Annotated in this window: 19 protein-coding genes; 12 read left to right on the top strand and 7 right to left on the bottom strand. The window is 66.7% G+C overall.

Going from position 1 to position 23,738, the window contains the following annotated elements; translation table 11 throughout:
• Window positions 1–127: 127 nt before the first annotated feature.
• The 9 genes from hemH to hemL are packed head-to-tail and all read left to right on the top strand — an operon-like array spanning window position 128 to window position 9,829.
• The gene (hemH, locus tag IIB36_04685) at window positions 128–1,123 is read left to right on the top strand and encodes a ferrochelatase (GenBank protein ID MCH7531045.1); all 996 of its coding nucleotides are present in this window, start codon (window positions 128–130) and stop codon (window positions 1,121–1,123) included.
• Window positions 1,120–2,523, top strand: coding sequence for a glutamyl-tRNA reductase (locus IIB36_04680; protein ID MCH7531044.1), 1,404 nt, complete (start codon window positions 1,120–1,122; stop codon window positions 2,521–2,523). Before hemH ends, IIB36_04680 begins: the two co-directional genes overlap by 4 nt.
• 24 nt (window positions 2,524–2,547) lie before the next feature.
• A complete protein-coding gene (gene hemC / locus IIB36_04675) occupies window positions 2,548–3,465 on the top strand; it encodes a hydroxymethylbilane synthase (protein MCH7531043.1) in 918 nt (305 codons plus the stop codon).
• Complete coding sequence (locus tag IIB36_04670) at window positions 3,462–4,250, top strand: uroporphyrinogen-III synthase (protein MCH7531042.1); 789 nt, start codon at window positions 3,462–3,464, stop codon at window positions 4,248–4,250. The genes hemC and IIB36_04670 overlap by 4 nt, the downstream gene beginning before the upstream one ends.
• A complete protein-coding gene (hemB, locus tag IIB36_04665; protein MCH7531041.1) occupies window positions 4,247–5,248 on the top strand; it encodes a porphobilinogen synthase in 1,002 nt (333 codons plus the stop codon). Before IIB36_04670 ends, hemB begins: the two co-directional genes overlap by 4 nt.
• Window positions 5,224–5,934: a chlorite dismutase family protein gene (locus IIB36_04660; GenBank protein ID MCH7531040.1), complete on the top strand. Its 711-nt coding sequence runs from the start codon at window positions 5,224–5,226 to the stop codon at window positions 5,932–5,934. Before hemB ends, IIB36_04660 begins: the two co-directional genes overlap by 25 nt.
• On the top strand, window positions 5,931–6,971 hold the full coding sequence (gene hemE, locus IIB36_04655) for a uroporphyrinogen decarboxylase (protein ID MCH7531039.1): 1,041 nt from the start codon (window positions 5,931–5,933) through the stop codon (window positions 6,969–6,971). Before IIB36_04660 ends, hemE begins: the two co-directional genes overlap by 4 nt.
• Before the next feature lie 13 nt (window positions 6,972–6,984).
• A complete protein-coding gene (gene hemG / locus IIB36_04650) occupies window positions 6,985–8,526 on the top strand; it encodes a protoporphyrinogen oxidase (protein MCH7531038.1) in 1,542 nt (513 codons plus the stop codon).
• Between the two features lie 10 nt (window positions 8,527–8,536).
• A complete protein-coding gene (gene hemL / locus IIB36_04645; protein ID MCH7531037.1) occupies window positions 8,537–9,829 on the top strand; it encodes a glutamate-1-semialdehyde 2,1-aminomutase in 1,293 nt (430 codons plus the stop codon).
• Between the two features lie 487 nt (window positions 9,830–10,316).
• Here the strand turns inward: hemL and IIB36_04640 are convergent, their stop codons facing one another.
• The 6 genes from IIB36_04640 to IIB36_04615 all read right to left on the bottom strand — a co-directional run bounded on the left by IIB36_04640 (window position 10,317) and on the right by IIB36_04615 (window position 17,010).
• Window positions 10,317–11,234 (bottom strand): sulfurtransferase, encoded by a 918-nt coding sequence (locus tag IIB36_04640; GenBank protein ID MCH7531036.1) that lies wholly within the window; start codon window positions 11,232–11,234, stop codon window positions 10,317–10,319.
• Window positions 11,231–11,494 (bottom strand): sulfurtransferase TusA family protein, encoded by a 264-nt coding sequence (locus IIB36_04635; GenBank protein ID MCH7531035.1) that lies wholly within the window; start codon window positions 11,492–11,494, stop codon window positions 11,231–11,233. Before IIB36_04635 ends, IIB36_04640 begins: the two co-directional genes overlap by 4 nt.
• A 10-nt stretch (window positions 11,495–11,504) precedes the next feature.
• Window positions 11,505–12,713 (bottom strand): YeeE/YedE family protein, encoded by a 1,209-nt coding sequence (locus IIB36_04630; GenBank protein ID MCH7531034.1) that lies wholly within the window; start codon window positions 12,711–12,713, stop codon window positions 11,505–11,507.
• Complete coding sequence (locus tag IIB36_04625) at window positions 12,694–13,575, bottom strand: sulfurtransferase (GenBank protein ID MCH7531033.1); 882 nt, start codon at window positions 13,573–13,575, stop codon at window positions 12,694–12,696. The genes IIB36_04630 and IIB36_04625 overlap by 20 nt, the downstream gene beginning before the upstream one ends.
• A complete protein-coding gene (locus tag IIB36_04620; GenBank protein MCH7531032.1) occupies window positions 13,565–15,205 on the bottom strand; it encodes an amidohydrolase family protein in 1,641 nt (546 codons plus the stop codon). The genes IIB36_04625 and IIB36_04620 overlap by 11 nt, the downstream gene beginning before the upstream one ends.
• Window positions 15,206–15,531: 326 nt before the next feature.
• Window positions 15,532–17,010, bottom strand: a complete 1,479-nt coding sequence (locus tag IIB36_04615) for an amidohydrolase family protein (protein ID MCH7531031.1) — start codon at window positions 17,008–17,010, stop codon at window positions 15,532–15,534.
• A 457-nt stretch (window positions 17,011–17,467) separates the two neighbouring features.
• Here IIB36_04615 and IIB36_04610 point away from each other — a divergent pair, with 457 nt between their 5' ends.
• The 3 genes from IIB36_04610 to IIB36_04600 are packed head-to-tail and all read left to right on the top strand — an operon-like array spanning window position 17,468 to window position 21,524.
• Window positions 17,468–19,087: a hypothetical protein gene (locus tag IIB36_04610; GenBank protein MCH7531030.1), complete on the top strand. Its 1,620-nt coding sequence runs from the start codon at window positions 17,468–17,470 to the stop codon at window positions 19,085–19,087.
• A gap of 19 nt (window positions 19,088–19,106) precedes the next feature.
• On the top strand, window positions 19,107–20,342 hold the full coding sequence (locus IIB36_04605; protein MCH7531029.1) for a dicarboxylate/amino acid:cation symporter: 1,236 nt from the start codon (window positions 19,107–19,109) through the stop codon (window positions 20,340–20,342).
• Window positions 20,343–20,357: 15 nt separating this feature from the next.
• A complete protein-coding gene (locus tag IIB36_04600) occupies window positions 20,358–21,524 on the top strand; it encodes an aminotransferase class V-fold PLP-dependent enzyme (GenBank protein ID MCH7531028.1) in 1,167 nt (388 codons plus the stop codon).
• Window positions 21,525–21,658: 134 nt separating this feature from the next.
• Here IIB36_04600 and IIB36_04595 read toward each other — a convergent pair whose 3' ends face one another.
• Window positions 21,659–23,683 carry a chloride channel protein gene (locus IIB36_04595; GenBank protein MCH7531027.1) on the bottom strand — a complete coding sequence of 675 codons (2,025 nt, stop codon included), beginning with the start codon at window positions 23,681–23,683 and terminating at the stop codon, window positions 21,659–21,661.
• Window positions 23,684–23,738 lie beyond the last annotated feature (55 nt).

Raw genomic sequence — 23,738 nt, 5'->3', positions numbered from 1 at the left:
CTCTGCGATCGCCAAACATCCTTCGCATTAGACCGACACCAAGAATGGCACTTCCGATTCCACGCGCTCGGCTTCACACGGTGAAACGCGCGCCCATGACCCGGAGCATCGACAGGCGGGCCGATAGGTGAGCCGTCTCGGCGTCGTCCTGCTCGCGTTCGGCGAGCCTGAGGGGTCGGACCCCGAGCTGGTGATCGATTTCCTGGAACGCATCTTCCTCGCGAACCGAGGACTGGAACCCGGTTCCGGCGCCGAGCGCGCACGGCAGCTCGCCGAGGCTCGTGCACCCGGACTCATGGAAGCGTACCAGAAGATCGGCGGGTCCCCCATGAACGCGCACACGCACGCCCACGGTGAGGCTCTCGAGGCGGCGCTGAAGGCGCGCAGCCACTCTGCCCACGTCTTCGTCGGAACGCAGTTCACGACGCCCACGATCTCGGACGCGCTGCAACGCTGCCGCGAGAGCGGAGTCGAGCAACTGGTGGCGCTTCCCCTGTACCCGGTCAGCGGCCCGACCACGACGGTCGCCGCACTGGACACGGTGCGTGAGCAGCTCGACAAGCTCTCCTGGCTCGTGGAGACGGCGTTCGTCGGGGGTTGGCACCGCAATGCGAAGTACGTGGAGCTTCGAGCCGGCGGCATCCGAACGCTGATGACCGAGCGCGGTCTCGACGCTCAGGACCCGGGCGTGTGCCTGTACTTCTCGGCTCATGGCACTCCGATCTCCTATCTGGAGGATGGGAGCCGGTATCAGGAGCACGTGGAGGAGTCGTGCCGACTGATCGCGGACGCCGCCGGCGTGAATCGGTACGAGCTCGGATACCAGAACCACTCGAACCGGGCCATCGAATGGACCGAGCCGTCGAATGAGAAGATGATGCCGACGATTGAAGCCGAACACGTCGTGGTCGTCCCGCTGAGCTTCATCCACGAACAGTCGGAGACGCTGTACGAGATCGACCTCGAGTTGCGGGCGTTCGTAGAGAAGCTGGGCATGGGATTTCACCGCGTCGCGACCCCACACGATCATCCGGACATGGGTGGTGTGCTGGCGGATCTCGTCATCGACGCGCTGGGCGCCAGCGCCGGGGCGCCGTTGGCGCATATGAGCGCCGCATCATGAGCGAGCGGGCACGTTCGCGCCTGGGCGCAGCCGTAGATTCGGCATCCGATGAAATGGAAGGGCTCCAGGGCCTCACGCCGCACCGCGACGACAGTGAGCCGGCGCTCGTCGAACTGTGCGTGGGAACGAGCCTACGGGTCGCGCCCATGGAGTTCCTGGAAGCCGCCGTGACGATCGTGCAGCAGGCGATGGACGGCTCCGAGGTCCACGCGGGCGATGGCGGCATCTGCCTCAGGCCGTCCAACATGGCCGTCGTGAGCACCTGCAATCGGGTGGAGTTCTATCTGGCCGTGGAGGCCGACGCGGTCGAAGAGATGATTGATTCGATCGGTGCGGAAATCTTCCTGAAGGCTGCGGACTCCGTGGACGTGGATCCCGAGGCGTTCGTCTACGTGCATCGCGGCTCCGACGCCGTACGTCATCTGTGCAGAGTCGCCGCCGGACTCGACTCGCTCTTGATCGGGGAGCACGAGATCGCGGGTCAGGTGTCGCGTGGATTCGCGCGGACCGTCGATACGGAAGGGTGGAACGTCGCGTTGATCGCGATGGCCGAGGCGGCTCGACGAGCGAGTGGGCGCGCCAGGACAGAAACCGGAATCGGCCGGGGACGCCTAAGCCTCAGCTCAGTGGCCGTCGAGCTCGCCGAGCGCGAGCTGGAGTCCCTCGAGGGCAAGAGCGTCCTGGTCGTCGGCGCAGGCAAAGTCGGACGACTGGCGTGCGCGTCGATCGAGAAGGCCGGCGGTGCCGTGCTGACGGTTGCGAACCGTAGCGCCGAGCACGCGGGTACGTTGGCCGACGACTTCGGCGGCAGCGCGGCCCCGTTGGGGGAACTCTTCACACTGCTGCCGGACAGCGACGTGGTGCTCGCTACCACGGGCTCGATGGAGCCGATCTTGACCCGTGACCTCGTGGCGCAGGCCATCACAGGACGCGCGCCGGACCGGCCGCTCATCATCGTAGACCTGGCCGTGCCTCGCGACGTCGAGCCGGCGGTGGGCGAGCTCGAAGGCGTGCGACTTTTCGGGCTCGACGACTTGCGGGCCATAAGTGACGCCAACCTCGAGGGCCGGCACCAAGAGGTCGGGCTGGCCGAGGCCATCGTCGAGCAGGAGGTCGCCCAGTACGATCAGGCTCGGGCGATCGGACGCATGCAGCCCGTGCTCGCTGCGTTCTGGCAGCGGGCCGAAGAGCTGCGTGAGAACGAGATCACTCGCCTGTTCGGCGACTTCGAGGGGATCGACCCTGAAACCCGGAGCCGCATCGAGCACTTCAGTGGCGCTCTGGTGCGGAAGCTCCTGCACGAACCGTCGCTGCGGTTGCGATCGGCATCGGCAGACGGTCACTTCCACGAGTATTCCAAGGTTGTGCGACAGCTCTTCGCTCTCGACGAAGAGAGCTAGAAGGCTGTTCTAATCCAACTCAGCATGCCAAAGGTTTTCCGAGGAGAACTCCTGCTCGGAACGCGTTCGTCCGCACTGGCCCGCTGGCAGACCGATCACGTCTCCCAACGGCTGAACGAAGCGTCCCCGAGCCTCCACGCCCGCGCCTTTCCGCTCTCCACGCTCGGAGATCGCGAAGTGGACGCGGTGCTGTCCGATCTGGGCGGCGCCGCGTTCTCGTCCGAGATCGACCGGGCTCTGCTCGAGGGACGGGTCGGGGTCGCCGTCCACTCGCTGAAGGACCTTCCCATCCGGGACAACACCGGCATCGTGACTGCCGCCATCCTGAGCCGGGACGATCCGCGCGACGCACTCGTGTCTGCCCATGAGGGTGGGCTGGCCTCGTTGCCGAGCGGTGCGACGGTCGGGACCTCGAGCCCCCGCCGGCGCGCGCAGATCCTTGCGTTCAGAGACGACCTCGTGATCGAGCCCGTGCGTGGCAACGTGGAGACGCGCGTCTCGAAGGCCGTCGACGGCTCGCTCGATGCGGTCGTGCTCGCGGCCGCCGGCCTGAACCGGTTGGGGCTCACCGAGCACGTGAGGGAGCTCCTGCCCATCGAGACGTTCTTGCCAGCACCCGGACAGGGTGCGCTCGCGGTCCAATGCCGGGAGGACGACCACGAGGTGCGGGCCCTACTCGCGCTGATCGATGAGCCGGCCGTGCGCGCTGAGGTGAACGCGGAGCGGGCCTTCTTATCCGCGCTAGGGGGTGGCTGTTCGCTCCCGGTTGGCGCTCTGGCTCGGCACGTCGAGGGAGCGCCGCTCGAGCTGCACGGCTTCGTCGGAGCGTTGAACAGTGGCGAGAGCATTCGCGTATCGTCCGTCGGCGAGGACCCGCTCGAGTTGGGGCGCGCATTGGCGGAGGAGGCGTTCAGCCTGGGCGCTCAGGAGCTGCTCGCATGAACGCGCTCGAGTCGCGCCGGGTCGTGGTGACCCGACCCGCAGCCCAGTCCGCCGAGATATGCGGGCTTCTGGAGGCGGCGGGCGCGGTGCCCATTCTCGTACCCACGATCGCGATCGCGCCGCCGTCCAGCTTCCGGCCGCTCGACCGTGCTTTGCGCTCAGCCGCGGAGTACGACTGGCTGGTGTTCACCAGCGCAAACGGGGCTCGGGCGGTCCTGGAGCGCACCGCTACGCTGGGGCTGGACCTGGGGCGTGTCGCCAACCTGCGACTTGCTGCCGTGGGGCCGGCGACGCGAGCGGTGTTGAGCGACGCGGGGCTGACCGTGGCTGCGATACCCAGCGACCATCGGGGCGACCAGATCCCGGAGTCTTTGGGCGATATGGACGGAGTCCGGATTCTGCTGCCCCGCTCCGACCTGGCGGACGACACGCTGCCCGGCCTGCTCCGGGACATGGGCGCTGAAGTCGATGCGGTCGCCGCTTATCGCACCAAGGCGCAGGCGGTGACCGCGGCTGGTCTCGAGGCGCTGGACGAAGGCGTCGACGCGATCACCTTCACGAGCCCGTCGACCGTCCGAGGGCTGTTCGAGGCTCTCGGTGTGGCGGGCGCGCGTGTCATCGAGGAGGCTGTCGTCGCGAGCGTCGGTCCCGTCACGAGCGAAGCCGCGCGCGCGCTCGGCGTACGTGTGGACGTCGAGGCGAGGGAGTCGACCTCGCGGGGGCTGGTGGAGGCGCTACGCGCCTACGAAGGTTGGGTCCGTCACCCATCACGGACTGCACCATGAGCCCAGACTCCCCCCGGCACACGAGCCAACGCCCACAGCGCTTGCGGCGCACAGCCGCCCTACGGGCTCTCGTCCGAGAGACCCGCCTGCATGTCGAGGACCTGATCCTGCCGCTCTTCGTCGAGGAGGGCGATGGCGTGACCGAGATCTCCTCGATGCCGGGCGTATTCCGGCGCTCGGTCGCGGAGTCCGCGGCCTACGCTGAACATGCCGCGGAGCTCGGAATCCGGGCTGTGATCCTGTTCGGGATCCCGAACGACAAAGACGCTTCGGGCAGCCAGAGTTGGGCCGAGGACGGCATCGTCCAGCGAGCGGTCCGGGAGATCCATGAGCGGTGTCCGGAGCTGGTCGTCATCGCGGACACGTGCCTGTGCGAGTACACAGATCACGGGCACTGCGGCATTCTGAGGGACGACCACACGATCGATACCGAGCCGACACTCGACGCGCTGGCTCGGATCGCCGTGTCACAAGCACAGAGCGGGGCCGACATCGTGGCGCCCTCAGGCATGATGGACGGCATGGTCGGCGCGATCCGTGCGGCGCTCGATAGCTCGGGTTTCGGCGAGATCCCGATCATGTCGTACGCCGTGAAGTACGCGTCGGCGTTCTACGGACCGTTTCGGGACGCCGCGGACGGCGCGCCCGCGTTCGGGGATCGTCGCTCGCACCAGATGGATCCGGCCAACGCGCGCGAGGCACTGCGCGAGGCGAGGCTGGACGTCGAACAGGGTGCGGACTTCCTCATGGTCAAGCCCGCGCTCGTCTACCTCGACATCGTACGCTCACTCCGGGACTCGTTCCCGTCCCTACCGCTCGTCGCGTACAACGTCAGCGGTGAGTATGCCATGCTCAAGGCGGCGGCCCAGGCGGGTTGGCTCGATGAGAAAGCCGTGGTGATGGAGTCTCTGTTGGGCATGAAGCGGGCAGGGGCCGACCTCGTGATCACCTACCATGCGGAGGAGGTAGCCCAGTGGCTACGGAAGACGACACCGTAAACGACGAGCTCCAGAGCTCACTCAACCATTTCGGTGTCTTCGCGCTCACCGACGAGTACTGGCGCCTGAGTGAGGAGGAGCGCGCGAAGCTGCAGGTCGCGTGGGCCGAGACAACATCCGGTGTGGCGGAAGGCGTCCGGCACTATCGGACTTCCCCCACACGCGTTGGTTCGGACTTCATCATGTGGTGCGCCGTGCGCATGAAGGAGAACTCCGACCCGAAAAACTTCTTCGATGCTTATTCGAGTGCGCTGCGACCGTTCCGGCGCTACGTGAGCATGGTCGACGTCCTGTGGGGCTTCACGCGCGCAACGCAGTACCGCGGCGCTCGGGAAGCCGGGCGGATCGACCCGTTCAGCTCCGAGATCCTGCCGTACCTCATCGCGTATCCGTTTTCCAAGACGGCCGAGTGGTATCTGATCCATCAACCCGGCCGTCAGGCGATGATGAACGAGCACATCAGGATCGGAAGGAACTACTCGGGCATCTCCCAGTTGCTCCTCTACTCCACCGGTCTGCAGGACCACGAGTTCGTGGTGGTCTACGAGTCCGATGATCTGCCCAGGTTCTCGGAGCTCGTGCGCGAGCTTCGCGCGACGGCGGCCCGGCCGTATACGCTCCTGGACGCCCCCGTGCATGTAGCTATGCACGTCCCCCTCGATCAGCCGACCGAGCTCTGGCCGTGAGCGAACCTCGCCTCGTCGCCGCGTGTAGGCGGCGGCCCGTTGACTACACCCCGGCCTGGTTCATGAGGCAGGCGGGGCGCTCCCTGCCCGAGTACCGGGCCGTGCGCGAGAAGCACACGCTGCTCGAGATCTGCGCTGTCCCCGAGTTGACCGCCGAAGTCACGCTCCAGCCGATCCGTCGCTTCGGCATGGACGGCGCCATCATCTTTGCGGATATCCTCCTGCCGCTCGTCCCCATGGGGATCGATCTGACGTTCGTTCCCGATGTGGGCCCGTCGATCGCGAATCCGATACGAACATCAGACGATGTCGCGGCGCTCCGACCCGTCGATCCTCGCGAGGCTCTCGCGCCTACGCTCGCGGCGCTCGGTCTCGTGCGCGCAGAGCTTCCGGCGGACACCGCGTTGATCGGCTTCGCGGGAGCTCCGTTCACGCTGGCCAGCTATCTGATCGAAGGGGGCCCGACGCGGAATTTCATCAAGACGAAGAGCTTCATGTACCACGAGCCGGAGACGTTCCGCGTACTCATGGAGAAGCTCGTCACGGTGACGATCGCATACATGACCGCGCAGGCCGACGCCGGCGCCCAGGTGCTGCAACTCTTCGACAGTTGGGTCGGCTATCTCGGTCCGGAGGACTACCGCCGCTACATCAAGCCGCACAGCGCGGCCATCTTCGAGGCGTTGAGCGACCTCGACCGCCCAACGATCCACTTCGGGGTCGGCACGGGCGAGCTTCTTGAGGATATCAGCGAGGCCGGCGGCGACGTCATCGGGCTCGACTGGCGCGTTCCGCTCGACGAAGGGTGGGCGAGGGTCGGTGAGGGCAAAGGCGTGCAGGGGAATCTCGATCCCGCGGTGCTCTACGCGCCGCACGATGTCATCCGCGAGCGCGTGCAGCAGATATTGAAGCGCGCGAACGGGCGTCCGGGGCATGTCTTCAACCTCGGACACGGCGTGAATCCGACGACTCCGATCGACAGCATATCCGTGGTTCTGGACACTCTGCGTTCCTGGAACGGCGCGGCCGTCGGCTGATCGGCCTGCCAGCGTGTCCCCTTCCGAGGCCCCGCACGCTCCGACCGTAGCGGTGGTCGGCGGCGGCCTCGCGGGCCTCACCGTCGTGCACCGACTGCTGAATCCCGGGGCTCGCCTGCCCGGCGCTCATTTGGAAGCGGAGCCCGTGGATTCCGCTCCGTTCCATGCGCGCGTCGTCCTGCTCGAGCGAGACGAACGGCTTGGGGGAAAGATTCTCACCGAGTCCTTCGACGGCTTCATCGTGGAGGCGGCCGCCGACAGCTTTCTGGCTCGCAAGCCGTGGGCCCGCGCGCTGGCGGAAGAGTTGGGCCTAGCTGATGAGCTCGTGGGAAGCGAGCCGGGCTGGCCGCGCGCCTTCGTGCGCAGGGCAGGGGTCCTGGTGCCGTTTCCCGACGGGCTCACGGGTCTCGTCCCCACTAAGTTCGGCCCGCTGTGGACCTCGGGGATTCTCAGCCCTCTAGGCTGCGCCCGCGTCGCGATGGAGCCTTGGATCCCGAGGCGCACGTCCGACGGCGACGAGACCGTGGCGTCCTTCGTGCGCCGCCGATTCGGCTCCGAGCTCTACGAGAGGTTGATGCAGCCTCTGCTCGGAGGACTGTACGGGAGCAGCCCCGAGGAGTTGAGCATCGAAGCGACGTTCCCCGAACTCGTCGAAGCCGAGCGAAAATCCGGTAGCGTCACGCGAGGCTTGAAGGTTCAGACACGTGAGCGGGCCCAGGCGGAGCGGCCCGAGTCGACGAGCGGCCTTCGCGCCGGCGCCCCGTTTCTGTCGCTGCGTGGCGGGATGGGCCGACTCATCGAGGCGCTCCAGGCGTCGCTCGAGGGAGCCGAGCGGCATGTCGATAGCCACGCGGGAGCCAATTCCGAAGGGCCTGCCGCCGGATGTCTCCAAGTACTCCGTGGCGTGAGCGTAGAGGCGATCCGACGCTCGGTGGACGGCTGGACGCTCGACTTGCAGGGCCGATCCGCGCTCGTCGTCGAAGCGGTCGTCGTCACGACTCCCGCGCCGCTGACCGCGCGCCTCCTGGCCGACGAGGCAGACCTCTCCGCGGCGCTTGCCGAGATTCCCTTCACGTCGACGAGCGTCGTGACGGCGGCGTACGACGCCGGGGACTTCCCTCGCCCCCTGGAGGGACACGGCTACCTGAACCCGCTGTGCGAAGGACGGAAGGTCGCGGGCGTGACGTGGTCTTCCCGAAAGTTCTCCGGACGTGCCCCGGACGGTCGGGTCCTGCTGCGCGGCTTCGTCCGCGAGCCCCACCTGCCACCGGCCGGACCGGAGGGGGAAGAGCGACTGCTCACCATGCTTGCCGACGAGCTGCAAGACGCCGTCGGGCTCGAGGCTTCACCCCAGTGGTGGCGCGTCTACCGCTGGGAGAACAGTATGCCGGGCTACACGGTCGGGCATCTCGCGCGCGTGCGGACGATCCAGGAGCGGATCGCGGCACTTCCGGGCTTGTTCCTGGCGGGCTGTTCGTACTGCGGCGTCGGGATTTCCGACACCATTCGCAGCGGCGAGCAGGCCGCCGTTCGACTCATGGACTACGTGCACTGAGGCGCCGGCGATGGACTCGGAACGTTCTCGAAGACTCTTCGATCGTGCTCTGCAGCGGATTCCCGGGGGTGTAAACTCGCCGGTCCGCGCGTTCCGGGCCGTGGGCGGTGATCCGCGCTTCATCGATCATGGCGAGGGCGCGTACCTGGTGGACGTGGACGGCCATAGGTACGTCGATCACGTCATGTCGTGGGGCGCGCTGATTCTCGGGCACGCGCACGCGAGCGTCGTGGCGGACCTGACCGAGACGCTGCGCGGGGGCACCAGCTTCGGCGCTCCTTGCCCCGCCGAAGTCGAGCTCGCCGAGCGGATCTGCTCCGCCATGCCCGCGGTCGAGAAGGTGCGCATGGTGAACTCGGGCACAGAAGCGGTGATGAGCGCACTGCGTGTGGCCCGCGCTTTCACGGAGCGGACAAAAATCGTGAAGTTCGCTGGTTGCTATCACGGGCACGCCGACATGCTCCTGGTCCAGGCCGGTTCCGGCGTGGCGACGCTCGGCCTGCCCGATTCTCCCGGTGTGCCCGCCGCGACGGTCGCAGACACTCTGGTGGCACGCTACAACGACGCGGACTCGGTCGGCGCGATCCTCGAGGCGTTCCCGGGTGAGGTCGCGGCGGTCATCGTCGAGCCGGTGGCGGGCAACATGGGGCTCGTGCTTCCAAAGGAAGGCTTCCTGGACGCACTGCGCGCGCTGACCTCGGAGCACGGTGCGCTGCTCGTGTTCGACGAGGTGATGACCGGCTTCCGAGTGGGTCCGGGTGGTGCTCAGGGCCGGTTCGGCATCACGCCGGACATGACGACGCTGGGGAAAGTGATCGGAGGGGGACTCCCCGTCGGAGCGTTCGGTGGCCGTGCCGAGATCATGGATCTCGTGGCGCCCGCGGGTCCGGTCTATCAAGCGGGCACGCTGTCCGGGAATCCGCTGGCGATGCAGGCGGGTCTCTCGACGCTCCGAGAGCTCGACGAGCCCGGTGCATGGTCGCAGCTCGAGGCGTCCACGGAAGCGACCGTCGAGGTCCTACGAACCTCGGCGCGCGAAGCCGGTCTCCCCATCTCCGTGTCGAGCGTCGGGGCCATGTTCGGCTACTTCCTCACGGAGGGTCCCGTCACGGACTGGGATTCAGCTACCGGGCTGGACCGGTCGCTGTTCGCGCGCTTCTACCAGGTCATGCTGGAGAACGGGGTCTATCTCGCGCCTTCGCCGTTCGAGGCCGGCTTCGTCTCGACGGTGCACGGAGACGCCGAGCGCGTGACTCTTCGAGAGGCGGCCGACAGGGCGTTTCAGGCGGTCGCCGCGGGGTAGTAGCGGCGAATCGTCAGGGCCCCAAAGCGCCCAGAGCAACGACCGCGGCGCCATCGTCCCGAAGGTGACTGAGTCCTGTACTGACGACCACGGCCAGCGCCTGCGGTCCTCCAGGCCTCGCGGTGTTGACTCGCCCGTCTCGGAACTTGAGGTAGGTTCTGAGCCGCCTCGTCCACGTCCAACTGCGGCACACAGGGTAGGACCGCGAACGGAGCCGTCACCCAGGATGGCGGCGCCCGCGATTCCCGGCGTGCCGGGCCGAGAGCCGGAGCGAGAGATTCTGGATCTCCCGGATGATCTTCTGGGAATGGCTCACCTTCTTGTAGAGGTCTCCGTGGCTCTGTTGCGCCTTGAAACGCAGGCTTCCGTGTTCGGCCCGTGATCCCTTTCCGGTACGGCGCGCGCAACATCGAGGAGATCTCCGAGATATCGTTCGGCTCTCCGGCTCTTCCGATACGGGAGATTCCTACCCGAACGGGCTGAGCGTCTAGCTCTCGATCTGACTGTCCGGGTTGTTGCCGTACTCGGCCCACGAGCCGTCGTAGTTGCGCACGCTCGGATAGCCCAGGAGCTCGCTCAGGACGAACCACGTGTGAGCGCCCCGAAGGCCACTCTGACAGTATGTGATGACCTGCTTGTCGGGCGTGAAGCCTGCTCCGCCGTACAAGGCCGCCAGTTCCTCGAAGGACTTGAAGGTCCCGTCCGAATCGACCGCCGCCGTCCACTCCACGTTGACCGACCCGGGGATGTGGCCTCCCCGCGCCGCTCGGACGTCTCGGCCCAGGTGTTCGTCCGGGCTCCGAGCATCACAGAAGAGCGTCGACGAATCGTCGGTATGGTCCATCACGTACTGCCAGGTCGTGCGCATCTTCGGGTCCGCTGGACCCGCTTGATAGCTGGACGGCGCGTGCCCCGCCATCTCCATGCTCAGTGTCCGCCCCTCCTCGTTCCACTTGCGCGTCCCACCGTTGTAGATGCGGACATCGGCGTGCTGATAGTACTTCAGCACCCAGTAGGCCCTGGCTGCGAACAGATTATTCCGGCGGTCGTACAGGACGACGGTCTGGTCCCGTCCGACGCCGACGCCGGCGAGGGCCGTGGACAGTTGGTCCTCCGTCGCGATCTGGCCGCGGATGGGATGGTCGGGGTTCGACAACCGCCCCATGGACAGAAAGGACGCGCCCGGAAGATGCCCCTCCGCGAAGGTCTCAGCGTTCGCCCCGACCTCCAACAGGCGCACCGCCGCGTCTTCCATGTGGGCTTCGATCCACTCCGCATCGACCAGGACATCTCTGGCATAGCCCCGCTCGACAGCCTCACCGCCGTCGCTCGAGCACGAGGCCGATACGGCGCTCACAAGCGTGATCCAGAGGAGCTTTGTCGGTGCCGTTCGTTGGTAGGTCATGATCCCTCCACCACTTCAGTGCGTGTAAGCATGATGCGCCACTCGGACGCACCGGTCTCTTCGATGTCGGTCTGGAAGCCCAAGCGGGCGGCCTGGGTCGGAATCGTCTCCAAAGCCGGTGCGTGGTCCGTGAACACCTCCAACGCCCTCTCGTCCGTCGAGAGCTTCTTCAGGGCACTGACCGTCCGCATCATCGGGTAGGGACAGATCTCACCTCTCACGTCCAACGTCCTCACCATCGTTTTCGGCGTCCTAGCCATCGTTCCTCCGTTATTCGAGCCGCTGGATCATGTGAGTGCCGATCCACGCGCCGAGCGCGAGGAACGCCCCGAACACCCATCCGTTCACCGCCAGCGAGGGGATCGCGGAGAAAAGGGCACCGATCGTGCATCCCATAGCGATCCCGGAGCCGTACCCCATGAGCACCCCGCCACCGAGTGATTGCGCGTATCGCACGGGGCGCTTCGGAACTCGAAGCTTGAATTCTCCGGCCCCGACCGCGGCGGCGAAAGAGCCAAAGCACATCCCGCACACCAGGAAGAACATATGGTTGAAGAAGAGTCCGTCTGAGGGGACCAGGACGCAACCGGGTAGCTCCTCCACGCCGGCGAGGGGGCCGGGTGCGGCGTTGACGAGCGAGGCCATGCCGATGGACCAGCGCGACACCTCCCCCGTAAAGCCCCAAGGCTCTTGGGCCGTGAAGAGCAGAACATTGAGGCCGCCCAGCACCGCCCCCGCGGGGAGCACGGGCCATCCTTGGACGAACAGGATTCGCGCCACCGATCTGAGATCGTCGGAGACGCTCTCAGGTTGTGGCTGGTCTCTCGACGACCTAGGGACGACCATGCCGGCGCGGTGTTCCACCGACAGGACCCACAGGTAGACGCAAGCCAGAGCGAGCAGCGTGACGAGCAATGCACTCGGGTGCCCGATCCAATGGGGGAGCCACAAGCGCGGCGCAGCGGCGATGTGGGCTTCCCACCACCAATTCCACGTGTACGCGGACAGCAGCAGGCCACCCATCACTCCGGCGAACGCCACCCAGGAGGCGATATATCCCTCTCCCATTCGGTAGATGCTTCCGGATACACACCCACCCGCCAGCACCATCCCCACCCCGAAGAGGAGTCCGCCGAGTCCCGTGTGGATTCCGAGGGGTAGCACGTTGGCCGAGGGTGGATAGACACCGAGAGAGGTCATGGGTACCTGACGACTCATGACGAGCCCGAACCCGACGGACGCCACGGCGAGGCCCAGGAGGAGCCCCTTCATGTTGCGGGAGTGGCCCAGCAGGAAGATGTCTCGGAACGCCGACGCGAAGCAGAAACGCGCTCGCTGAAGAACGAATCCAAACGCGAGACCGAACACCCAGAACATCGAAAACTCGGTGTCCACGGCGTGAGCGGCCACGTAGACGACGGCCGCCGTTGCCCAAACCGTCAGCCCAAGCGCGGGATTCCTATCCGCCGCCGTCCGCACCGGAATCTCTATCCGTCATCCCCTTCATACGATCGGGCTTCCCGCTCATGCTCCACTCCTGCCAAGAACCGTCGTACAACCGTACTCGCGGGAAACCGGCGTGCTTTAACACCACGTACGTGTGCGCTGCCCGCATCCCCGATCTACAGTAGGCAACGATCTTGTCAGACGGATGGACTCCGAGCGCCGCCAGCTCTGCCCGAAGCACTTCACGGTCCCGGGAGCAGTCCCAGGATCCCTCGGGGATCGCGTTGAACCAATCCCAGCATGTCGCTCCGGGCAAGTGCCCCTGATCGAATTCGGCCTGGGTGCGCGTGTCCAGCAAGACGACGTCACCGCGAGCCACGCCGCCGGAGATCCATTCGTAGTCGGCGTACACGTCGGAGTTCGGACTCGCCTCGAAGCGGCCCGTTCTCTTTGGTGAGGGCTCGTCCGTCATGGGCCGTCCCTCCTCCTGCCATCGGTCCCAACCGCCGTTCAACACAACGGACGCCGGATGCCCATAGTAGTGTAGGGCCCAGACGAGCCGGGCCGCCGGCAAACCCCAGTGGTCATCGTATGCCACGACGGTGTCTCGGTTGGAGATCCCGAGTCGGGCCATGACGCGCTCGAAATCGGCGGCGGGCAACACCACGTTGTCGCACCCGCCCCGGCTGTCGCCGAGGTCCCCGAGATCCAGCTGCACGGCGCCGGGAATGTGCCCTCCGGCATACGCCTCCTGATCCCGGAGATCCACAGTCCGCACACGCTGATCACCGATGTGGTCCCCCAACCACTCGGGATCGACGAGGAGCCCCGGCAATGCCGGCGTTGCCTCGTGCTCGTCCTGCGTTCCGATGGTTAGGAGCCCGTCATCGCCCAACCGTGACCCTGACCGTCGGGATCACTCCGCTCACGCGGTAGTCGTCACCCAGTTGCAGGCTCACTGTCGCGCCCTCGTCGGCGGATGGGTCCGCTTCCTCGAAGATCACGAGCAGTTGGCGGACCTCGCCCTCGACCGTGGCCACGGCGCTGAGCGATGCCCACCCCTCCGTCACCTGGAGCACACCCATGTCTCCGGCGTCGATCGAGAGACCACTGGCAGTATCCGTCAGCCTGACCCTGCCACGGGCGGCTCTCTCTCCGGCGGCCTGTTCGACCTCGATCGACACTGAGACCCCGCTCGGCGACCCGCCTACTACCTGGAGCTGACCCTCGGCTCGGACACTCCGGGCAACGTCGTGGCTCATCGCGCGGCTCGGAAGCCGGCCGGTCCGCACGAGCGCGCGGCCCGCTGTCTCTCCGGTCGGCGAACCGTCGCGCAGGGCGAAGCGCCCGTTCACCAGGACGTGGCGGATCCCCGTCGAGGGAGCGGTCGGGTTCTCGAACGTCGCATGATCGATCACCGTTTCGGGATCGAAGACGGTGATATCGGCTGCCATCCCGGGCGCGAGGAAGCCCCGATCCGCCATGCCGATCGTCGTGGCGGGTAGGCCCGTCATCTTTCGGATTGCGTCCTCCCACGTGAGGTGCCCCTGCTCCCGGACGTAACGCCCCAGAACGCGCGGGTAGGTTCCGAAGTAGCGCGGATGCGAGGCCCGGCCATCCGTGGCGCCGCAGTCGCAGGCTACGGACGTCGTCGGTCCCTGCAGGATGGCCACGAGGTCGGCCTCGGAGCCGAAGCGCAGGATCGCTCCCTGATTCGCCTCGGCGAGCGTCCGCACGACCGCCTCGCCGGGCGAAACACCGCCCATGTCACGCATCAGCGCGGTGAGCTCGACGTCGAGTCCCGTGACGAACACACCCTCCGGCCCACCGAAGCGGGCATTCATCGCGGCCTCGACCTCCTCTACGATGCGTGTCCGCGAGACAGCATCGGCGAACCGCTGGAGCATCGCCTCGCGGCCGCCTTCTTGGGCCCAGCCTGGGATGAGGAGTGCGCCCAAACCCGACTGGCCCGCGAGATAGGGATACGCGTCGGCCGCTGCCACGCTCCCGGGCTCCGCAGAGCCTGCGATGAGATCGATGAGATCCCCCGCGGTACCCTGCTCATGACCCTGCGCCTTCATGTGCGTGACAATGGGGACGAGCCCCGCTCGCCTGCCTATCTCGAGGGTCTCCGCTACCCCGACCCGTGAGCTGAAGTTGGACTCCGGTGTCAGGCGGTCGTGGTTCGTGAAGTTGGTCCGCCATGCTCCAGCCGCGCTGACGACTTCGACGACCTCGTCGGTCGTGGCGAAGTATGCCGGCTTGTAGTCGAGGCCCGCGGAAACGCCCCACGCGCCCATCGCGAGTCCCTCGACGACGAGGTCGCGCATGCGCTCGATCTCGACCGGTGTGGCACGCCGGTCGGCGCGACCCACCACCTCGGTCCAGATGCGGTTGAAGCCGGTGTTGGCACCGACGTTCAGGGCCAACCCAGATTCCCGCAGACCGGACAGCTGCGCCGCGATGTCGAGCGGCCCTCCGCCGTCCGGGTTGAGAATCTCGGTCGTGACCCCCTGCGTGAGCATGTTCACGGCGAGCTGGAGCCCGCTTCCACGTGCGTGGCTGTGGAGATTGACGAAGCCCGGGGTCACGAAGAGACCGCGCACGTCCACGTCCGCTTCGGCCTCGGACCCGGCGAGGTCCCCCACCCGGGCGATGAAGCCATCGATCACGGCTACGTCGGCGACAAAGCGTGGACCGCCGCTGCCGTCCAGCACCGTGCCGCCTCGAAGGATGACGTCGTACCGGGCTTGCCGCGCGGAGGCGTCAGCCGGGTTGATCCCCGCCGATGTCGTCGCGATGGCAGCCAGCAGGCCGCTCAACGAGAGCAGCCGGGCGCACCGACGCTGCATCACAGCCCCCCCGGGCTCCCGGGCGCTCCCCGGATCGCACGACCCGGGAGCACGCCCTCCACGAGCTCCCCGTTGTCTACGACGACGACGCCGTTCACCAGGACGTACGAAACGCCCACGGACGTCTGCGCCGGCTCCACGTAAGTCGCACGCTCGCTGATGCGCTCCAGGTCGAAGACCACGATGTCCGCGTCGGCGCCCGGGTTGAGCCGTCCCTTGCGCCGCATCGCCGGGGAAGCCTGCTCCAGATGCAGCGCGGCCAGGTAGCTCGTCTTGGTCATCGCCTCGAGGAGCGTGAGGTCACCCCACTCCCTGACGTACTGACGGATGAAGCGCGCGTACGTGCCCGCACCCCGAGGGTGCCCCCGCCCTTGGGCGTTGATGCTTCCGTCGCTCCCCACCATGACGATCGGACTCGTCAGCGCCTTCCTCAGCGTCTCGGCGGGGATGAAGTGCAGGATCACGCCGTCACGGTTCTCGTCCCCTCGGTATCGGTGGAACGTCTCCTCGGTGAGGCGCTCACCGGTACTCACCAGCTCGATGTCCGAGTAGTCGATCGACATCCGCTCGCGGAAGCCCTCGTCGAAGACCGACGACTCGAGTCCGGTAGAGCCCGCCTCCCACGGATAGGCGTCCGCCGAGATGTCGACGCCGTTCGCCGCTGCGCCCTCCAGAAGGTCGAGCACCAGGTCGATATCCTTGGGCGACGTCGAGTTGACGTGCACGACGTGGGCCGATGCGCCGGTCGCCGCGGCGGTCGCGATGACCTCGTGGATCGCTTTGACGCTGTTGACCGGCCGCTGCGCTCCCAGGTAGCGGATATGCAGGTGCGACGGCACGCCGTACCGGGCTGCGAGCTCGAAGAGGCGGAAGACCTCCTCTTCGGAGGTGCTCGGCACGTACTGCAGTCCGAAGCCGATCCCCAGCGCGCCGTCCATGATCCCCCGGCGGGCGAGCTCGACGATCTGCTCGACCTGCTCCGGGCTCGCGGAGATCGCGCGCCCTTCCTCGTCTCCGGACGAGAGGCCGACCGCCCGTCGGAGCGCCCCGTGCCCGACGTTGGTGCCGTAGTTCAGCAGCGCGCCGCGCTGCGCCATCTCGTCATAGAGCGCCGCCACGTCGACTGGCCCTCCGTGGAGCGCGAGCACCGTGGTGACGCCGTCGGTCACCTTGTAGCGCGCGCTCGGCATGGTTGCCGCACCCACAGATGTGAGCGGATCGATAAAGCCCGGGGCAACGACTAGGTTTGTCGCGTCTATGATCCGGTTGCCCAACATCGACTGGGTGCCCACAGCCACGACGCGGTCGTCGCGGATGCCTACGTTCGCTACGGCGTCGAATCCGGTCTCGGGATCGACGACCCTGCCGCCCAGGATGACCACGTCGTACGGCCCGCCCTCCTGGGCCCCCGTGCGGAGGGGGAGAAGGGATGACAGCGCGACGGCGAACGTCAACGCGTAGCGGAAACGGATCGACATGCGACACCTCCAGCGTGAGCGCGCAATTTGGAGTGCCGGAGGCGCGCCATCAAGGCGCGGCTACCGTCCGCGCCGCCTCCGCCGCATGTCGGGCGACGGGATACACTCCTGCGTCGAACACCAGCCGCGACTGGCTTTCCGGCCCTTATCGGCCTGGGCTGCGGCGTCCTGAACCGAACCGGCGCATCGGACCGGCGTCGTCATCCCCGGACACACGCCGCGTCATAGTGGAGCCAGCTCGAGCCGGATATCTTATTCCCGTTCCCGATTTGGCGTTCCGAGCTGCCGGCCCAATCCCGGCGACAAGTTGCCTAGCCTGTAGGGTGGCACAGGCCGGGCGCCGACGGCCAGTGTGGGGAGACCATGGATTCGGATTCTACATAGAGCACTCGGATCCGAGCGAAGGAATTCCTGGAGTTCAACTTCCGATAGGGTGGCGCTGCGGTAGGCAGCACTCATGATCAAGTCGAATCTCGTGTCGCTGGCCACCACGGTCGTCGTGGCACTGGCCCTGACCGCGTGCGTTGAGCGCCAGCCTGACGCCGTCGGCACGCCCCAACTCAGAGCCGCACTCTTCGACACGATTCTCGCACGAACCGAGCGCCGGGAGTCGTTTTCGGCCATCAAGAACGAGCAGCTCGGCTTCGCTCCTCTGGACGATATGGCCGCGCTCCGCGCGACCGTCGTATCGGCGGACACCGAGAGTGAGCTCTACTATGCGCTCGCGCGGGTCAGCCATGCCCGCCGCGACCGTCACTTGGACCTCTACCTACTCCCTGGGGGGCTGCGGCCGGACGACGACGCCGGCTTGGATGTCTGGGACGGGGAGGCCACCCCGACACCGCAAGCACCCGTGCGCGTCTTCCCGGACTACTCGGAGGGCGCGGGCTACTTCGTGGGCGACATCGCAGAGGACGCGCGGTGGCCCGAGCTACCGGAGGTCGGAGACCGCGTAGTGTCCGTCAACGGACGGCCGGTGGGGGAGTGGCACGAGGTCGCGACTCCGTTCATGCGTCATTCGACGAAGATCGGCCTTCGCTGGAAACTCGCCGAGGCGATGACCCAGGCGACCGCTGCGTTTCCGCCTGAGCTCAGGGAGGATGCCCTTCGGCTGACAGTCGAGTCCGCGGACGGCAGCGAGTCGAGCTTCACGCTCCCCTTTGCCTCTGCTGGCGACCTCACCTGGACCGGGTCTGGAGATCCCCGATACCCTGGCCTATCGCTGGAACGAAGGACGCCTACGTACGATCTGCTGCTTCCCGACGACGGCTCCCGCTTCGTCGTTCTCGTCTGGCGCGGCTTCCGTGAGACTATGGTTGCCGACGTTGATGCGTTGATCGAGCTCGCCGAACGGGACGGTCTGCTGGACCACGCCATGATCGTCGACGTAACCCGGAGCGGAGGGGGGTCGCGCGGCGCGTACGCGATCCAGCGTCTGCAAAGCCGTCCCTTCAAGACTACGTTCGGCAACCTCCGCCTGAGCGACGTGATCGAGCCCTTCGTGGAAGACAAGCGCGCGGACTTCGCCACCCGGAATCTCAACGACGGTGGCGTGCCCGAGACGATGGACGACGGCACCTGGCTCATGGAATGGCTCGAACAGGACGTCTTGCCGGCGCTTGCGCGCGGCGACGAGTATTCGAACGACGTGCCTTTCAAGCTCGCCCATGCCCCGAAGGACTCGGATGGTGTGCTCGAGCCCGCTCCGGTCCACTTCCGCGGTCCGTTCGGAGTCATCTCTGGGCCGAACGGTGGATCGCACCTCGACCAGTTCGTTTCAATCGTCGTCGACAACGGTCTCGGGCCGGTCGTCGGCATGCCACCGGGCGGCTACTCGAACACTTGGGAGTGGGAGGAAATCCTCACGTTCCCGGGCACCGACCAGCCCGTGGTCGGCTTCATGTACTCCATCGGGCACACCATCCGTCCGAACGGCGAAGTGCAGGAGGGCAACCCTGCCGCCCTGGACGAATGGGTCCCGCTCACCGCGAAGAACGTGAAGACATACTACCCGATCCTGCTCGAGCGCGTGCGCGCACGCATGGGAGCGGCAAGCATGGAGACGGCGGGCCGCTAGTGCGTTCGAAGCCGAGTCGATGACCGAGGACTCGATACCCGGCCCGTCCTCGGAACGCCGCTCCGGCATGGGCCTGGGGACGCGGATCTTCATCGGGATGGTGCTCGGATCGGTGTTGGGCGCGGCTCTCGGCGAGCGCGTCACAGTGGTCCAGCCCATCGGCGACCTCTTCATCCGGCTGCTCGTGCTCGCCGCGATTCCGCTCGTGTTCTTCAACTTGCTCGCGGGGCTCACCGCGCTGTCGGACGTACGCACGTTCGGGCGACTCGCGACGAAGATCATGAGCTACTACGTGGTGACGGACCTCGTGGCGCTCTCGCTCGGTTTTGCGGCGGCAGCTCTGCTCCGGCCGGGCGTGGGCATGCAGCTCACTGAGCAGGTGGAGGGGACGGTCGGCGCCGTGCCCTCGATCGGCGACGTGCTCCTGGGGATGGTTCCGACCAACGTCTTCCGGGCCTTCGCGGAAGGAAACGTCGTGCAGCTCGTGGTCGTGGCAGTGCTTCTGGGCATCGCGACGCTCATGCTGACCGGGACCGCACGCGATCGCTTAGGCGCTGCCTACTCGGATTTGGCCGCGCTCTTTCGGCGGCTGGTCGATCTGATCCTCATCGTCGCGCCCCTCGGTATCGCGGCTCTGATGGCGGTGACCGTCGGACGGTACGGCGCGTCGGTGATCGGCCCGATGACGAAGTTCCTCCTTGGGGTGTACGCCGCCCAGCTCATCATTTTCGTGGGCTACATGTTCCTGCTCCGCACGTTCACGGACCGGAGGCCGGGTCGGTTCCTCCGCGACACCGGCCCGCTGTGGGCGACGACGGTCGCGACCACGTCGAGTCTGGCTTCCCTCTCCGTCGCTCTCGAGATCGCCGAGAAGATTCGGCTCCCCAGGTCGCTCTACTCCTTCACGCTTCCGCTCGGGGCTCAACTGAACAAGGACGGCACGTCTGTCATGCTCGGGGCGGTGCTCCTCTTCACGGCTCAGGCCGCGGGCGTCGACTTCGGTGCCGCGTCGTTCCTGACCCTTCTCTTCGTCGGGCTCCTCCTCTCCGAGGGATCCGGTGGGATCCCGGGCGGCGGATTCGTGATCGCGCTGATCTACGTACAGGCCTTCAACCTCCCCATCGAGGTCGCGGCCATCGTCGGCGGTATCTATAGGCTCGTCGATATGGGGAACACGACGATCAACGTGATGGGTGACGTGGTGGGCACATCGCTCCTGGCACATTCCGAGGCCAGGCGTGCGGCACAGGAGTGAGGCAATGGAGGCCACGTGAATGACGAGGTGAGAGCGCTCTTCCCCGGGACCCGCGATCAGGTCTACCTGGACGTGGCTGCCCGGGGTCTGGTGCCGGAGACGGTGAGGCAGGCGGCCACCGAGTACCTCGACGCCTGTGTGCTCGGCACCAGCGACAAGGATGCTCTCCGTGTGAGGGTCGAAGAGACCCGTGCGGCCCTGGCGGCGCTGATAGGCGCAGACGCGGACGAGGTCGCCATCACCAAAAACGTCTCCGAGGGCCTGAACCTCTTCGCCGCGAGTCTCCCGTGGCTTGAGGGCGACAACGTAGTTCTGTGTCCCGAGCTCGAGCACCCGAACAACATCTATCTCTGGTACAACCTCGAGCGGCTGCGGGGCATCGAGGTCCGCGCCATTCCGCCGGAAGGTGGGCGCATGCCCGTAGCCGCGATGGTGGAGGCGATGGACGAGCGAACCCGGGTGGTCACCTTCCCGAGCGTCTCCTTCGCGCCGGGATTCATCACGGATGTTCAGGCTCTCGTCGCGGGGGCTCGGGGCGTGGGTGCGCTCACGTTGGTCGACGCGGCCCAGTCGATTGGTGCGCTCCGGACGGACGTGCGGGCTCTGGGAGTCGATGCGCTCACCGTCGCGACTCAGAAGTGCCTGCTGGCGCTGTACGGATTCGGCTTCCTGTACGTGCGTCGTGCGGTGGCCGAGCAGCTCATCCCGATCCATGTCGCGCGGTACGGCATCTACCTCGGAGGGGCGCACGAGACCGCGTACGCGGAAGGGGAACTCACCTACCAGCCTGGGGCCCGTCGCTTCGACCTCGGGAACTACAACTACCTGGGTGCGACCGCCGCGCAGGCGGCGCTCGCGTTGATTGCCGAGATCGGGATGGAGCACATCGAGCACCACGTGCGCCGGCTCGGCGAGAGGCTGGCGTCCGGCCTCCTGGAGCTCGGACTTCCGGTCGTGGGCGGAGAGCCAGGCGCGGACCTCGCGCACATCGTCTCGGTCGGCGAGAGCGGGGGTGGCCGCCACTACACGGCGGACGACCCGGCGATGAACGAGCTGTACGGACACCTCACGGAACACGGTGTCCGCCTATCGATTCGAAGTGGCGTGCTGCGCTTTTCGATCGGGGTTTATAACGATGATGCGGACGTGCAGCGGGTGATTGAGCTGGCGCGGGGTGTGTGACTCAACCCACGCCCTCCACGATGCGAGAAGCGCAACTGTCGTCCACTCAGGCCGCGAGGGCTGCGAAGTCGGCGCGGATCTCCTTCTCGAGGGCGACTCGGTACGCGCAAGGTGGAGCGCCGACGCCGAATGAGCTACGACCCGCGCTGGGTGCTGACGATCCATGCTTCCAACTGAGACCGGTCGCGGCGCGTGGTGATGAACGTCAGCACATCTCCGGGCTCCACCCGTGTGAAACCCCTCGGTACCACGACCCGCTCGCCGCGCCGCAGGAGCGCGACGAGAGCCTGGTCGGGCACGCTGATCTCACGAATGCGGTGGAAGCATATGTCCGTGTGGGCTGCGGTTACGGTGAGCTCCACGTGAACCGAATCGCCCGCGTCGTCCAGCGGTAGGGCATCCGTGCGCTTCAGCAGTCGCTGGTGCTCATCCGCCAGTTCCTTGAACGCCCAGATCATCTCCGACCGCTTCAACACGCCTACCACGCGGCTCCGGTCCTCCGGATCCACGACGGGCATCTGGTAGGCCCCGAGGGCACTGAATCGTTCGAATGCCTTGCGAAGTGTCTCGGCGGGAAAAGTCGTCTCCACCGCCGTGGTCATGACCTCGGCGACGGTTCGCTCGTGTGCGCCGGCTACGATGGACCGCTCCAGATCCGCCATCGCCACCATGCCTACCAGCCGCTCGTCTTCGTCCAGGACCACCCAACTCCGTGTGCCCTCCGCTTGCGCCAGCTCCGCCAGTTGGTCGAGGTCCATGGACTCGCGCACGCTCCCTATTTCCTCTCCCATCGCGTCCGCCACGATGAGAATGTCGAGCGTTCCCATCTCACCGGCGGACGGGCGGAAGCCGCCGAGCCTCCGCAGCTTGATGGAGTAGATGGAGTCCGGGCGGAGGCGGGAGGCGATGAGCTGCGCCAGCACTACGGCCAACATGAGTGGGAGGACGATCCGGTAGTTATCGGTCATCTCGAAGAGGATGACGATCGCCGTCATGGGCGCGTGGGCCGCCGCGCCGAACAGAGCGGCAGCACCCACCAGCGCATATGCTCCAGGGGACGCCGTCACGGTGGGGAACAGCTCACCGACCACGGTGCCGAAGACGCCCCCCGTCATCGCCCCGATGAACAGAGCCGGGGCGAACACGCCGCCGGAACCTCCGGCACCGAGCGTGATGGAGGTAGCGAGCATCTTCAGGATTACGAGCGCGGCCATCATTCCGACACCGAGAGCCCCGGCGAGCGCCAGCTCGACGCCTTCATGTCCGACGCCGAAGATGTGGGGGCTCCCGAAGGCCCCGATCACTCCCACGGCCAGCCCTCCCAGGAGTGCCTTGGCCCAGGCCGGGAACGACCACCGTTCGAACCGCTCCTCCGCCTGATACACCATCCAGACATAGACCAGGGCCACGATGCCCGTGATCACGCCGAGACCCAGGTACAGCCCGAACTCCCAGTTGCTCACCAGAGTGAATTGCTCGACGAGGCTGAAAGAGGGTTCCGTACCCAGAGCCGACTGCACCACCGCGGTGGCCGCCACGGACGAGACCACCACCAATCCGAAGGAACGCGAGGCGAAGCCATCCAGGATCACCTCCATGGCGAAGAGCACACCAGCGATTGGCGCGTTGAACGTGCTGCCAATCGCCGCGCCCGCGCCCGCCGCCACCAGGATCCGAATCTCACTGGCCCCCATCCCCGCGATTTGGCCCACCGTGCTGCCGATGGACGAACCGATCTGGACGATGGGGCCCTCACGCCCCACGGACCCCCCCGACCCGATGGAGAGCGCGGACGCAAACGCCTTGACGATGGCCACACGAGGACGGATGCGTCCCCCGCGCTGTCGCACGGCGAACTGGACTTCCGGGATTCCATGCCCCTGCGCCTCCGGAGCCCACCTACGGACGATCCAGGACACCACGACCATGCCGATGGCCGGCGCGAGCACGAGCGGCACCCACCACGGCAGTGGAGCCAAGACGTCGGAAAGGCGGCCGCCCTGATCGAAGAACAGCCACTGCACTGCGGAAATCATCCACCGGAGCCCGATGGCGCCCAACCCGGTGAGCAGGCCGACCGCGGTGGCCAGGGCCAGCGGTCCGGCCGTGGTGGAACGGCGCAACTCGCGGCGTAGGCGATGAAGGATTTCGCCGTTCATGAGGGAGGATACAATAAACCGGCTGTCCACTAAACCAGCGGCGGTGCACGCGCGT

The sequence above is a fragment of the Gemmatimonadota bacterium genome (assembly GCA_022560615.1).
In the GTDB taxonomy this organism is placed as follows: Bacteria; Gemmatimonadota; Gemmatimonadetes; order Longimicrobiales; family Gaopeijiaceae; genus UBA1138.
This window is presented reverse-complemented; position numbering and strand designations above follow the sequence as displayed.

Coding starts and splice junctions, on each gene's coding strand:
- IIB36_04605 (MCH7531029.1), top strand. CDS start 19,107: ATGACCGAGGACTCGATACCCGGCCCGTCCTCGGAACGCCGCTCCGGC.
- IIB36_04635 (MCH7531035.1), bottom strand. CDS start 11,494: ATGGCTAGGACGCCGAAAACGATGGTGAGGACGTTGGACGTGAGAGGT.
- IIB36_04595 (MCH7531027.1), bottom strand. CDS start 23,683: ATGAACGGCGAAATCCTTCATCGCCTACGCCGCGAGTTGCGCCGTTCC.
- hemL (MCH7531037.1), top strand. CDS start 8,537: ATGGACTCGGAACGTTCTCGAAGACTCTTCGATCGTGCTCTGCAGCGG.
- IIB36_04620 (MCH7531032.1), bottom strand. CDS start 15,205: ATGCTCACGCAGGGGGTCACGACCGAGATTCTCAACCCGGACGGCGGA.
- IIB36_04640 (MCH7531036.1), bottom strand. CDS start 11,234: ATGACCTACCAACGAACGGCACCGACAAAGCTCCTCTGGATCACGCTT.
- IIB36_04615 (MCH7531031.1), bottom strand. CDS start 17,010: ATGTCGATCCGTTTCCGCTACGCGTTGACGTTCGCCGTCGCGCTGTCA.
- IIB36_04670 (MCH7531042.1), top strand. CDS start 3,462: ATGAACGCGCTCGAGTCGCGCCGGGTCGTGGTGACCCGACCCGCAGCC.
- hemB (MCH7531041.1), top strand. CDS start 4,247: ATGAGCCCAGACTCCCCCCGGCACACGAGCCAACGCCCACAGCGCTTG.
- IIB36_04680 (MCH7531044.1), top strand. CDS start 1,120: ATGAGCGAGCGGGCACGTTCGCGCCTGGGCGCAGCCGTAGATTCGGCA.
- hemC (MCH7531043.1), top strand. CDS start 2,548: ATGCCAAAGGTTTTCCGAGGAGAACTCCTGCTCGGAACGCGTTCGTCC.
- IIB36_04610 (MCH7531030.1), top strand. CDS start 17,468: ATGATCAAGTCGAATCTCGTGTCGCTGGCCACCACGGTCGTCGTGGCA.